Genomic DNA, 12720 nt, shown 5'->3' with positions numbered 1-12720 from the left:
GAGCGCCCTCACGATGTGACTCCCCCAGGTACCGATCGATCGACCGAGGCCAGCAGCTCGGTGTTGGCTTCGGGCGCAAGCGCGGCGATTCGCACATGACGGGGCAAGCCAAACGACACGCATGACCTCACCCGGAGACCGTCGGCGCGCAGCGTCTCGGTCACGGTGTCGGCGTGCCCCACATCGACGAGCAGGAAGTTCGCCGGCCCTTCGATCACGGCAAACCCTCGCACCCGGAATCCGTCTGCCAGATCGGCCCGCCACGTCCGCAGCGTCCCGGTTGTCTCGTTCACCCACTCCTGGGCCTGGGACGTCACCGATGCCGCCAGGAACGATGCTCCGTGGTTGCCGACGACCCACGAGGGAGCGACCCTTCTCAGCTCGATCGCCATCTCCCGAGAAGGGACGACCGCGTAGCCGGCGCGCAGCCCCGTGCATCCGTGGACCTTGTTCGGTGCATGGAGCACGACCGCCGAGGAGGACAACACCGGCCAAGGTGAACAGAAGGGCGCGTAGGCGGCATCGATCACGAGAAGGCCGCCCGAGGCGCCGGCGGTCCCGGCGGCCTGTTCGACGAACCCCTCGAGCGGCAGACGGCCATCGGGATTGTTGGGAACGCAGAGGAAACCGAGGGCACCTCCGCCCAGCGCAGCAAGGAAGTCACCATCATCTCCCGCGGTAATGACTCGGCGTCCTACCGCAAATGCAGCCGCGGCGTATTCACCGAAGGTGGGATCCGTGACGACGATCGGGCCGGACCACCACGTCACCAGGCGGCGGATCAGCTCCGAAGCGCCTGCGCCCACCACGACGCACGCGGGGTCGACTTCGTGGAAGGCACCGAGGCGACCACGAACCGCCGTGTAGCTCGGTTCCGGATACGCCGAGACGTTCACGTCTCGGAGGGCGGCCATCACGTGCGGATCCGGTCCAAGTGGATTGGCGTTCGTCGAGAAGTCGAGCCGGGGCGCGGGCCCGAGGTCGGTTCCGCCGTGAGTGTCACCGATCACGTCGGCCGGCCTCTTCCATCAAGGCGGCTGCCATCAGACAGGCTGCCGAACGCCCGGCGGCCATACGTAGCGCGCTTCGGGTATCTCCGGGTGTCGGGGGACGCCCGGCCGGATTCAGAACGTAGGTACCGGGTTTCGAGAGGCGCACGCCAAGCCGCAGAGCCAGTGCGGCCATCGGCCATCCCCCGTTGGGAGACGTCGCTTTGGTCGCTTCCGCTCCGATCCGACCCGGCCCGACCGATGGGGCTCCGATGAGGACCCCGGTGATCCGCGCCGGAACGAAGTTGGCGATGTCGTCGGCGACGGCCGCCACTTTTCCGGGCCATTCCATCTCCCCGCGGTAGCCCCACATCGCATCCGCGGTGTTCACATACCGAAAGGCCATCGCGCCGGGCAATCCCGCCACGAGGTACCACCAGATCGGGGCCACCACCGAGTCCGCCAGGTTCTCTGCCAGGCTCTCCAGCGCCGACTCTCGCACCTCGACAGACGTCAATCGTGCAGTGTCACGACTCACGATCCGTCTCACCTGCCGACGCCCTTCTTCCTCCGAGACGTCGAGAGCGGTCTCGACCGACTGGACCTCGAACAGCAGCAGGCGAAGCGACAGCATCTGCTTGAGGATCAGACCTCGAATCAGCACCTGCATGCCCGGGGGGAGCCGCCGAGTGATGAACCGGTCGATTCCAAGCGCAGCAACGGCCACCCCGGTCAGCCCTCCCAGCCAAGCCGCTCCCCCTGCCACCAGCTTTCCCCGGTCGGTCGCCGGGCGTTGAATCCAGGAACCGGTTCTCTCCAAGTATCTGCCCATCCACCGGACGGGATGCCAGCCGGCCGGTGCCTCACCCAGCCACCAGTCCACAATCCCGGCGACAATCACACTCATCGGCGCACCTCTGCGATTCGAGGTCGTCGCAGCGGAGTGACACTGATCGTCCCATCGGTTTCCGAAACCACCCGCACGGACGCGCCATAGGCAGACTCGATGATCGGTTCGGTCAAGACGTCGTGGGCGTCGCCACTCGCGACGATTCGACCGTCGTCCAGGAGCACGAGGCGATCCGAGAATTGCCCGGCCAAAGCCAGGTCGTGAAACGTCGAGATCACCGTCAGGCCCTGAAGGTGCCGGATGTCATCGATGATGCCCATCACCTCCTGCTGCCTTCCGATGTCGAGGGCACTGTTCGGCTCGTCGAGGATCACGAGCGGCGCCCGCTGCGCCACCGCCCTGGCGAGAGCAGCCCGTTGCGCCTCTCCGCCCGACAGGGACGACACGTCCCGATCGGCCAGCGACTCGAGATCGAGCAAGACCAGAGCCTCGCGGGTTGCATCGAGGTCGTTCTCCGATTCTGTGGCGAAGAGCGAATGATGTGGTGTCCGGCCCAACAGGACGTAGTCGAATACGCGCATACCGGAGGGCCGCATCGGATGCTGTGGTACGAATGCCACCCTCCCTGCCAGTTCCCTCCCCCTGAGATCCGAGCGATGGTGACCGTCGACGGTCACCTTCCCGCCATGGCTCACCAAGCCCATGATCGCCAGCAGCAACGTTGATTTGCCGGCGCCATTGGGGCCGATCACCGTCAGCCACTCGCCCGGCCCGACTTCGAAGGAGACATCGTCCAGCACGATCGCGTCCCCAAACGCAACCGAGAGAGACTCCACGGACAGGGCGGTCACAACAGCGCCTTCCGGGTTGAACGCAACACGACCAAGAAGAACGGGCCGCCCACGAACGCGGTGACCACCCCGATCGGCAGTTCCGCGGGAGACATCAACGATCGTGCGATGACGTCCGCGAGCACCAGAAAGGCAGCACCCGCGAACAACGAAAGTGGAATGATGCGGCGGTAGCTCGTACCGACAGCCATCCTGACCGCGTGAGGCACGATGATGCCCACAAACCCGATGAGCCCGCTCACCGAAACTGCCGCGGCCGTACCGAGACTGGCGAAGAGCAACACTGCGATGCGGACTTGCCGAACATTGACTCCCAGCGCCGACGCCTCCTCGACGCCGAGCGCCAGCACATCGAGTGCCCGGCGCGACAATACGAGAGCTCCCGCACTGACCACGACATAGGGGAGAAGGATGATCACCTCGCGCCAGCCTGCCGTCGACAGTCGCCCCAGCACCCACGACAGAACGTCACGCAGCACCTCGGTGTGGCGGAGCTGAAGATACGTTTGGGCAGCGGTCAACATCGCGGCCACTGCCACCCCCGAAAGGATCAAAGAGGCCGTCGACGTTCCGCCACGGCCGCCCGAACCGGTCATGTAGGTGACCGATACAGCGATCATCGATCCCGCGAACGCTGCCACCGGCAGCAGCGTCGCGTGGAAACCACCCGAACCCGCCCCGTACACAAAGGCCAACGTTGCTCCCAAGCCGGCACCCGCCGCCACCCCAAGCAGATAAGGGTCCGCCAACGGATTCCGAAACACGCCTTGGTAGGCACTGCCTGCGACCGCCAGCATCCCTCCCACCAAGAGGCCCAACACGACTCGCGGTAGCCGGATCTTCCACAAGACCGCTGCTTCCGCAGATCCCATACCGGAGTGGAGTTGGATCCCGGGAACCCGATTGACGAACTCGGTCAAGATCGACCCCAGCGACAGATCGGCGGCACCGAACGACACCCCTACGATCACTGCCCCGGCGACGGCGACTCCGGCCAACACGAGCCAGCCGGCCGGGAGTCGCGTCGCTTCGAGCTTCGTGTTCACCCGGTCGGCACCGATGCCTTACTCACCGCTCCGGCGACCGTCTTGAGGAACTCGACGATGCGCGGTCCCCACCGCGATGCCACGTCCGTGTCGAGTTCCACCACTCTTCCTCCGGTCACCGCCGACATCTCTCCCCATCCCGGCCGAGCCGCCACCGTCTCTGCCGATTCGCCACAACAGGCGGCATCGGCCAGGAAGATGAAGTCCGGATCCTGCTCGATGATGTACTCCGCCGACAGTTGCGGATAGAGGCCCCCTCCTTCTGCCGCGTCGGCAATGTTCTCCAATCCCAACAGGCCGTATACCTGACCGATGAAGGTTCCCGACGACGCCGAATACAGCGACGAACTCAGCTCGTGGAAATAGGTCGGCGGCTCGTCGAACTCGGGTACACCGGAGACGATCTCGTCGATCTCTGTCTGCATATCTGCCACCAAGAGCGCCGCCTCGCCCACATGCCCTGTGGCCGCCCCCAGCTGCTCGATCTGGGTGTACGTGTCATCCAGTGTCTCTGCAGCAGGCAGCATGAGCACCGTCACGCCCACAGCCTCCATGCCAGCTACGAATCCATCCGGATCGTGAGATACGACGACCAGATCGGGTCCGTAGGACACCACCGCCTCGACGTCCGGTTGAAACGCCGACAGTTCGGTGACCGGCGCTTCCGCCGGATAGTACGAATAGCTGTCGACCGCCGTCACCTGGTCACCTGCACCGATCGCGAAGAGCATCTCCGTGCCCGTTGGCGACAGTGACACGATGTGCTTCGGCATCGACTCGACGGTCACTTCCCCGTTGGCGGCCGATATCGTCACCGGGAAAGCCTCCGGCAACACCGTCGTCGTGGTGGTGGCCGGTTCCGTGGTCGACGTGGTCGACGTGGTCGGTGCCGCGGTCGTTGTCGTGGTTTCAGGAACCGTCGTAGGCGACGGGGCGGTGGCGGTGGTCGGACCGGCGCATGCGGCGACAAGCAGCATCAGCACGCCGAAGAGCGCCACCGAACGGATCAGTTTCATAACTCCTCCTTGTTGTCGGAGGAGTCAATCTTTGGTCCATGGCGTCGTCCCTCCTCCGAGGACTCGGCACATCGCCATCGAGAGAGGCGTCCTGGCTTATCCTCACGAGGAGGCATCACAGTTGCGGGACAGCGCCGGATTCACACCGGACTTCGCTCTGTCGAGGACGCCCGAACCTGGAGGCTCGGGAATTCGAGGATACTCTAGCCGTGCTCTTCGAAGAGGCTGCTCTCGACGGTGTCGACGCGGGTCACCAGCGGTGTAGGTACGGGTATCGAGGGATGGATCTCCGGTCGCCGAAGCTGCTGCCCTCACCGCTGCCTGCATGCCGTACGCACCAGCGGAGCCTGTGCCGAGACGGCCCCCGAGCACCGCTCCACGACCAGGCTGGTGGCAGGCAAGCTCGATCCCGTGCGACAGAACCATCGGAAGTGAAGAACACTCGAACGGGATGAGGTGTCGCCACTCCTCGTGTCGCGACGGCAGAGCCGATATCGCATCGGGCGGTGATACCTCGCCGTCGAGAGGCGAGACTGCGTTGCTCAGTGAACTCCCGGCACCTCGACGCCGCGCAGCTCGAAGGTCTTCCGTAACTCGTGCCAACGTTCGTCGGAGTAGCGCGCAAGACCGAGCTTGGGTTGCCTTCCCCGGATGATGTCGATCTTCGCCTCCCCCATGTTGTGGTAGGCGAGCAGGTGGATGGTTTTCCGTCCCAACACGTGAAGGAGTTCGACGACGGCTTCGATGTTGGCCTGCGTATCCGTGAAACCCGGGATCAGCGCCATCCGGAACTCCACCGGAAACCCGTCGGCGACGAGCTTCACGGCGTTCTCCATGATCCTGTCGAAACCGCCGCCGAGTTGCCGTTCGTGGAGTTGCGAATCGAGGATCTTGAGATCGAAGTAGATCAGATCCAGTAAGCGAAGCGTCTCCTCCCACGTCTCCCACGAGAAGGTCCCGGCGGTCTCGAGATTCGTATGAACCCCGGCCCCCTTACAGAGCTCGAGCACGCGCTTCATGAAGCGGTGGTGAAGTGTCGGCTCACCACCGGTGAAGGTGACCCCGCCGCCGGAGCTCTCGTAGTAGGGCCGATCCGCCAGTAGCCGTGCCATGAGCTGTTGCGGCGTGAGGGTCTCACCGATCAACCGGAGCGCGCCGTACGCACAGGCGTCGACGCAGAGCGCACACCGGTCGCAGCGCCCGTAGTCGACCCGGAAACCTTCGAGCCGGATCGACCCGTTGGGACAGACCGCGGCGCACTCGAAGCTCTCCTCACAGCGATCTTCATAAAAGGCAATGACCGGTTGGGCCGCCTGCGATTCCGGATTCTGGCACCAGGGGCAGTGCAGGGCACAGCCCTTGAGGAAGACCAGGGATCGGATACCGGGGCCGTCGTGGAGCGAGAAACGCTGAACGTCGAAGACCGGGGCCGTTGGTTCCGTCACGTCCGATGTCGCGTACGGTCGATCAACTCCTGCTGCATGCCCGGGGTGAGGTCCACGAAGTACGCGCAGTAGCCCGAGATCCGCACGAGCAGATTGCGGTGGCTATCGGGATCCCGCATGGCCTGCTCCAGAATGTCCACATCGAGTACGTTGATCTGGAGTTGCATGCCGCCCTGGGCGAAGTAGCCACGGATCAGGGCTTCGAGGGCGACGCGGCCTTTCCGTCCCACCACCATTGCCGAGTCGAACTTGATATTGAGATTGATCCCGTTGCCGAAGCGCCGCTGGTCGAGCCTGGCCACGGAGTTGAGCGAGGCGGTGGGGCCGAGCCGGTCCGAGCCATCCACCGGTGCGAGACCGTCGGCCAGAGGACGTCCCGAGAGACGGCCCGACGGGAGAGCTGCCGTCTGCTTGCCGAAACCCTGGTGGCAGGTCATGGAGTAGAAGCCCGGCATCCAGCGTCCGCCGCGTGTGTTGGTGTGCCGCGAGATGCAACGATCGAACATCGAGACAACTTCGTTCGCCAGGTCATCGACCAGCGGGTCGTCGTTGCCGAAGGCGGCGATCTTGAGGGCACGGGCGCGCAACGCCTCCTGGCCGTCGAAGTCTGTCGCACAGGCGTTGGCGAGATCCTCCAAGGTGCACTTCTCATCCTGGAAGACGAGCTTCTCGATTACTGCGAGCGAGTTCGCCAAGTCGGCCACGCCCACCCCCTGGATCCCCGAGGCGTTGTACCAGGCACCGCCGCGAGTGGAGTCGGTGGCGTTCTCGATGCACCCACCGACGGTCAGCGAGGACAGCGGAGTTGGGAAGAACCGTGCGTTGGTCCTCTCGATGGCGTCGAGCGAGTGCTTCATCCCGAGGATTCGCTCGTCGGTCTGCTCTTCCAGTTGTTTCAGCAGCTCGGCCGTGGATCGGATCTGGCGTAACCAGGGGCGTTCACGGACCTCTCCCCGCTTCAGCCGACGCCCGCCACCCAGCAGAAGCTCGAGGCCGATCGCCAGGTTGAAGATGGCCGCGTCGGAGGAGGTGAAACTCTCTCCCTGCAGCGCCGGCTCCACGCAACCCACCGTCGCATAGTTCCATACTTTGGAAGCGTCCACTCCCCGTTCGACCATTGCGGGCATGATCGCGTCGTCGTTGTAGAGCGCCGGAGATCCCCCACCACCGGCCACCACTTCGACAACCCGTTTCACATACGCTTCATCCGACCGAGCGCCGATACGGGCGTGCCAGTTGGGTTGCCGGGTCTTGAATCCCTCCATGACATCCAGCAGCAGGTAGGTGAGTTCGTTGGTGCAGTCGTTGCCATCGGCATCGAGACCGCCGACGGTGACGACCTGCCCGGTGGGCAGGCCGGCGAAGTACTCGGTGACGCGCTCGGAGAAGAGCGGGACGATCTCCGACAGTTTGATGCAGAAGGCTGCAAACAGGTCACGAACCCGATCCGGGTCGAAGCCGGGGTCCTTCTTGTCCTCACACAAGAGCGGATACAGGTACTGGTCCATGCGCCCGAGGCTGATGCCCTGATCGAGGGACTCGACCTGGATCAACAGTTGGAACAACCAGATCAATTGCAGCGCTTCCCGAAGGGTCCGGGCCGGCCGGCGCGGGACGTGGGAGAGCACCTCGACGATGTCGTCTCGTCCCTGGTGCCGGGCCTCATCCCGGTACCGATCGGCGAAGTGTTCGACTGCCGTCAGGGCGACGAGGCTTGCCTCGAGGTAGTCGAGCCCGTCCGCACCGAGCCCTCCCCGATCGATTCGTTCCTGCACCTTCGCCCGCAGGCCGTCGGTGCCGAGCCGGATGAGCTGTTCGTAGTCGGGCAGGAAGTGGGCCACGCCTCCGGCCTCGTTGATGACGAAAGACGTGGCACGGAGCTGGTCTTTGGCGTACGCAAGCCTCTCGCGAAGCGGGAAGGAGCGCATGGCCACATTGCGATTGAGCCAGTAGGGAATCGGAGAGCGAAGGAGCGCTCTCTTGGCGCCCGGCTCCAAACGGAGTGGATTCACCGCTCGCTTCTCGAAACGGAAGAGATCCCCCAGCATGAACAAGCCGGCCTTCTCGATGTGACAAATGGCGCCGACCCGATGCTCCGTATGGGAACCGACGATCAGCTCACCCGGGTAGATCCGGATCGAACGTCGTTCCAGGTGGTAGGCCAGCGCTTCGGCGTTCCGGAGGCACGAGGAGCTTTGTTTGCCTGCCTTGCTCTTCCAATACTCCGTGTAGTGAATCGCACGCTCGACGCCGAGCGCGGCCCGACTCTCGACATGATCCGCATAGAGAGCCTGAATCTCGGGTGATGGCTGCCAGCCCGCCACGCGCCTGCTCCTCTCCGGGGGGCGAGCAACCAAGCCTAGATCATTGCTCCCTGACAACCGGTGGCGGGCCGATCGGTCATCGACGGATGCGGGCGGTGGAGTTCCCTTGCTGTGATGATCCGAGAGCTCCCGACTACGGGCCAACGGCTTCCAGGACCGCATCCCGCCGGCAAACGTCGATCAACCGCTCACAGCGAAATCCCCGCTCGCACAAGGGTCCCAGTGGCATGCCCGGAGGGACTCGAACCCCCAACCTTCTGATCCGTAGATCTCCAAGCCGTGTCCACGGGCGTACGCAGCAGTCCACAGCGAAAGGCTCCCAACTTGGCTCCCACCGCGGCCGAGAAGCCAGATGCTCTTGCGACGGCACCATCGGAGCGAAGAAACGTAACGAGGTGATGCTCGCCTTCAGCAACCTCGCACGATGCTCGCGGAAGCACCGGTTCAGGGAGCGCACGATGAACCTTCCATGTGCCAAGCGCAGGGAGTGCTCTCGGTCCTGAACGACGAGGTCCCCCGAGAACGGTAGTCGGGATCTCGTGATCGATCGGGATGATCGCCGGAGATGCCCAGGTCTGGCGCCAACGACCCTCGCCGTGTACGCTCGAAGGAGAGTGCCACCAAGGACGGAGGCTGCTCGTGGCCCAAGCGGTGCCGATTTCGGAAGCCGCGGTCGACGAGGAGTACCGGCTGTTGCAGGAACGGCTCAACCGCAACGTCACCGGTGCCCCCGGCTCCGACGCGATGCTTCGCGTTCTGCGTCTCCTGTTCACACCGGAAGATGCCCACGTCGCCCGGCAGTTGCCCCAACTGGTCGGCCTGCCAACACTCGCCGAGAAGCTCGAAACCGACCCGGAACAGCTCGGTAGTCACATCACGTCGATGGCCGAACGTGGGCTCCTGCTCGACTTCGAGCGAGACGGTACGCGCTATGTGGTGGCGACTCCGGTGGTGATCGGCTTCTACGAGTTCACCTTCATGCGGCCGCGCCCCGACGCACCCATGGAGGAGTACGCCGAGGCGTTCAACGCTCTCTTCGAAGATGAGGATTTCGTCCGAAGTGTCTTCACGGAGACCACCCAGATCGGCCGATCCCTGGTCCGCGAGGAGATCCTTCCCGAAGGGGGGACCGAGATCCTCGATTGGGAGCGGGCCACCGAGGTAGTGCGAACCGCCGAGACGGTGGCCGTGAGCCTCTGCCCGTGCCGGACCGACGCCGGATTGCGCGGCGAGGCGTGCGATGCTCCGACCCGCACATGCATGACGTTCGGCAACTCGGCCCGGATCATGATCAGGGCCGGGATCGCGGAGCCCATCACAAACGATGAGGGGATAGAGATCCTCAATGAGGCCAAGGCGATGGGACTCGCCCAGACCGGCGACAACGTTCGCGAAGAGATCTCGTACCTGTGCAACTGCTGCGGATGCTGCTGCGGGATGATGCGCTCGATCAAGCGCTACAACATCTACGACGGCATCGTGCCGTCGAACTGGCTCGCGACCGTCGATCACACGAAGTGCCGTGGATGTGGACTCTGCGCCAAGGCCTGCCCGGTCGACGCCATCGACGTGGTGCTCACCCATGGCAAGGGCTTGAGGAGGAACTGGTCGGTGGTCGATCCGGATCGGTGCCTCGGGTGCGGTGTCTGCTACGACGCATGTCGATGGGAGGCCCGTGGCATGGAACCACGAAAAGAGCGACCGTACATCCCGACCGACATGATGGAGCGGATCGCGATGATGGCGATCGAGCGGGGGAAGCTCGGCGATCTGCTGTACGACAACATCGGCAGCAGCCTGGGCCGAACCGTCTCTCATGCGCTGTCGGTGATCGAGCAGATGACTCCGTGGAAAGCGGCGATGGCGGTCGAACCGCTGCGATCGAAGTTCCTCGACAAGCTGGTCACACAGCTCCGGGCGAAAGCTCCCGCATAGCGGCTCAGCGTTGCGGTGCGGGAGCCTGCCGTGCGCTCGCTGATCGTGACGGTGGAACGGGGAGAAGCATCCGCCCGGTCCTCGGCCGGATCGAACACAAGCTTGGATACCGACGGTGCCTATGACGAGACTACGAGGACGTCACCGGTCAATGGCAGCTCATCTCGTTCGTCCACAGCACGTTCAAGAACCACCGCCACCGACGCACCGCTATCTGGGCCCGACATCGAACACCATTGATAGCGGCCCGCTATGCCGGACATTGTGCTTGACGCCGCTCATGCGACAGCCTCTACCGCAGAGGTTTCTGTGCCACGCCCGGCGGGACTCGGCGAACTCTCCGAGTTCGGGCCCAAGCTTTCTGATCCGTAGATCTCCAAGCGGTGTCCACAGGCGTCCACAGCCGTCCGTGCAGCATCACCTACCAGGGCTTGATGTCCTCTGACGTCCGCGCACATCCGCAGCAGTCCACAGCGAATGGCTCCCAAGAAGCCCGCATCCATGTTCCCAGTTCGTCCTCCCTCTCTCGTCCAGAGCGACCGCGGCACCACGGCGGTGGGCCGTATCGAGAGCGCGAGCTGATGAGCGATACCTCTTCGGCGACGCCGGTGTCTGCACAGTTGCATTGTTGCGATATTGCGATATTGCGATGTCATGGCCAAGCAAACCACCGTCCGCCTCCCCGAAGAACTCGCCGACGATGCCGAAGCTGTCGCCCGAGTCAAGGGCACCAGCGTCAACGCCTTGATCATCGACGCCCTCAAAGCCGAGATCGAACGGGTCTGCCAAGACGAGGACTTCACCAGCCGCGCCAAGCGGCTCCTTGAACGCGACCGAGAGCTGTTGGAACGCCTCGCCCGGTGACCCGATACGTCAACTGGCCGAGTACTTCTGGCTGGCCGAACAAGTCACGGGCGTTGACGCCGACACCCTCACCAAAGGATCGCGTTCCGATATGACCGACTCGGCGTTGCACGCCCCCCAGGCCGGGTCCGGAGACGTGGAGTTCTATCCAGATATCTACGACACGGCCGCCGTGTTGGTATGTCGGCTGACGTGGAACCATCCCCTCCCCGACGGGAACAAGCAGGCGGCTTGGGCGACGCCGGCCAGTTCATCGACCTCAACCACGGCACCTGGGACCCCGACCCACCCGTCATCGGACCAGGCCGAGGAAGCGATGCTGGCCATCGCCGCCGGAGAGGTCGACGAGACCTGGACTGCATCGTGGCTCAGAGAACGCGTCCGGTTCGCCGACCAAGGCTGAGCGTGGGCCAGACGAACCGACGCCGACGTCCACAACACGACTCCCAAACGTCAAACGGTCAAGGAGCCTCTCTCATGCGAAACCCCCGCAGGAGCAGGGTTTCGCCAGCACGCCCGGAGGGACTCGAACCCCAAGATCCGCAGATCTCCAACCGGTATCCGTGAGTGTCCATCGCCGTCCACTCAGCGCAGACCGAAAGCCTTCCATGTCGATCAACCTCTTGCGTGGCTTGTGTCGAGTGCGACACCGCATTCGCTCACGACAGCGGTGCGGCGACCTCGACGAATCCATCGGTCACAGCACGTAGGGCGCATTCGTCACCGACGGTGCGCGCCCTTCTCGTCACCTTCGGGATCGAATCGACGTGCCCTGGCGGGAAGTGCGATCCGATCGCGACGACCCCGTCAGCCGATGAACCGGGCGCGCACCACACCTGCGATGTTGACGCCAAGCAGTCGACGGGCCGAAAAGGCCTCGACGAGGGCGGCCGGCAAGAGTGCCGGGACCACGAGCGCATGATCCGACGCGCTCGCCGCCATTGCAGCGTGGAACCAGGCTTGACCGATCCTCCACAGGAGGGGCCAAGCAAACAGAAGACCGGCTGGACCCGACAGCACGACGGCGATCACGGCCTACCCAGCGACTCGATACCCACGATCGTGGCCACGTGACGGCGCCCGTAGCCGATGGCGCGCAGCGTAGCGAACTCCGACTCACGGTCGAGGCAGGCGAGGGTGTTGGCCGACACGAGGAACAGTGCCCCGACGCCAAGGCTGATCGCCGGCAGCACATCGATGAGACCGGCCAGCTCGGACACCAGCTCACGAGTGCCCTCAACTGCATCTGCGCGGGAAGCCACCCTGAGCACCCGTGGATCATCACGGAAGGACTCGATGGTGTCCGGTCCAGGGAGCGGTGTCGTCCCGGAGACGACTGCGGAACACGAGGGAGAGCAAGACTCCGTTGACGATCAATACGAGCCAGGTGACCGTGATCA

12 protein-coding genes and 1 riboswitch are annotated in these 12720 nt (G+C 64.3%); of the genes, 3 read left to right on the top strand and 9 right to left on the bottom strand.

The window, feature by feature from the left end:
• Positions 1-8: 8 nt before the first annotated feature.
• The 7 genes from GXP34_08535 to GXP34_08505 form a co-directional block, all read right to left on the bottom strand.
• Positions 9-1010: a histidinol-phosphate aminotransferase family protein gene (locus GXP34_08535; protein NOY56020.1), complete on the bottom strand. Its 1002-nt coding sequence runs from the start codon at positions 1008-1010 to the stop codon at positions 9-11.
• The gene (cobD, locus tag GXP34_08530) at positions 1000-1896 is read right to left on the bottom strand and encodes a cobalamin biosynthesis protein CobD (protein NOY56019.1); all 897 of its coding nucleotides are present in this window, start codon (positions 1894-1896) and stop codon (positions 1000-1002) included. Before cobD ends, GXP34_08535 begins: the two co-directional genes overlap by 11 nt.
• The gene (locus tag GXP34_08525; GenBank protein NOY56018.1) at positions 1893-2681 is read right to left on the bottom strand and encodes an ABC transporter ATP-binding protein; all 789 of its coding nucleotides are present in this window, start codon (positions 2679-2681) and stop codon (positions 1893-1895) included. The genes cobD and GXP34_08525 overlap by 4 nt, the downstream gene beginning before the upstream one ends.
• Positions 2682-2686: 5 nt before the next feature.
• Entirely contained in the window at positions 2687-3736 is a 1050-nt protein-coding gene (locus GXP34_08520; GenBank protein NOY56017.1) for an iron ABC transporter permease, read from the bottom strand.
• A complete protein-coding gene (locus GXP34_08515) occupies positions 3733-4509 on the bottom strand; it encodes an ABC transporter substrate-binding protein (GenBank protein ID NOY56016.1) in 777 nt (258 codons plus the stop codon). Before GXP34_08515 ends, GXP34_08520 begins: the two co-directional genes overlap by 4 nt.
• A 306-nt stretch (positions 4510-4815) precedes the next feature.
• Positions 4816-4947, bottom strand: a riboswitch (cobalamin riboswitch).
• A 347-nt stretch (positions 4948-5294) separates the two neighbouring features.
• Positions 5295-6197, bottom strand: coding sequence for a glycyl-radical enzyme activating protein (locus GXP34_08510; protein ID NOY56015.1), 903 nt, complete (start codon positions 6195-6197; stop codon positions 5295-5297).
• Positions 6194-8521 carry a formate acetyltransferase gene (locus tag GXP34_08505; GenBank protein NOY56014.1) on the bottom strand — a complete coding sequence of 776 codons (2328 nt, stop codon included), beginning with the start codon at positions 8519-8521 and terminating at the stop codon, positions 6194-6196. Before GXP34_08505 ends, GXP34_08510 begins: the two co-directional genes overlap by 4 nt.
• Positions 8522-9073: 552 nt before the next feature.
• On the opposite strand from GXP34_08505, the gene GXP34_08500 reads away from it, so the two are divergent.
• The 3 genes from GXP34_08500 (at position 9074) to GXP34_08490 (ending at position 11723) form a co-directional block, all read left to right on the top strand.
• On the top strand, positions 9074-10456 hold the full coding sequence (locus tag GXP34_08500; GenBank protein NOY56013.1) for a 4Fe-4S dicluster domain-containing protein: 1383 nt from the start codon (positions 9074-9076) through the stop codon (positions 10454-10456).
• 654 nt (positions 10457-11110) lie between these two features.
• Positions 11111-11320 (top strand): hypothetical protein, encoded by a 210-nt coding sequence (locus GXP34_08495; protein NOY56012.1) that lies wholly within the window; start codon positions 11111-11113, stop codon positions 11318-11320.
• Positions 11321-11411: 91 nt separating this feature from the next.
• A complete protein-coding gene (locus GXP34_08490) occupies positions 11412-11723 on the top strand; it encodes a hypothetical protein (protein ID NOY56011.1) in 312 nt (103 codons plus the stop codon).
• A gap of 404 nt (positions 11724-12127) precedes the next feature.
• Here GXP34_08490 and GXP34_08485 read toward each other — a convergent pair whose 3' ends face one another.
• Positions 12128-12352, bottom strand: a complete 225-nt coding sequence (locus GXP34_08485; GenBank protein NOY56010.1) for a hypothetical protein — start codon at positions 12350-12352, stop codon at positions 12128-12130.
• The gene (locus GXP34_08480; GenBank protein ID NOY56009.1) at positions 12349-12582 is read right to left on the bottom strand and encodes a hypothetical protein; all 234 of its coding nucleotides are present in this window, start codon (positions 12580-12582) and stop codon (positions 12349-12351) included. Before GXP34_08480 ends, GXP34_08485 begins: the two co-directional genes overlap by 4 nt.
• Positions 12583-12720 lie beyond the last annotated feature (138 nt).

It is taken from the genome of Actinomycetota bacterium (genome assembly GCA_013152275.1).
Classification (GTDB): Bacteria; Actinomycetota; Acidimicrobiia; order Spongiisociales; family UBA4744; genus BMS3Bbin01.
This window is presented reverse-complemented; position numbering and strand designations above follow the sequence as displayed.

Coding starts and splice junctions, on each gene's coding strand:
- GXP34_08490 (NOY56011.1), top strand. CDS start 11,412: ATGACCGACTCGGCGTTGCACGCCCCCCAGGCCGGGTCCGGAGACGTG.
- GXP34_08495 (NOY56012.1), top strand. CDS start 11,111: ATGGCCAAGCAAACCACCGTCCGCCTCCCCGAAGAACTCGCCGACGAT.
- cobD (NOY56019.1), bottom strand. CDS start 1,896: ATGAGTGTGATTGTCGCCGGGATTGTGGACTGGTGGCTGGGTGAGGCA.
- GXP34_08500 (NOY56013.1), top strand. CDS start 9,074: ATGATCGCCGGAGATGCCCAGGTCTGGCGCCAACGACCCTCGCCGTGT.
- GXP34_08515 (NOY56016.1), bottom strand. CDS start 4,509: ATGCCGAAGCACATCGTGTCACTGTCGCCAACGGGCACGGAGATGCTC.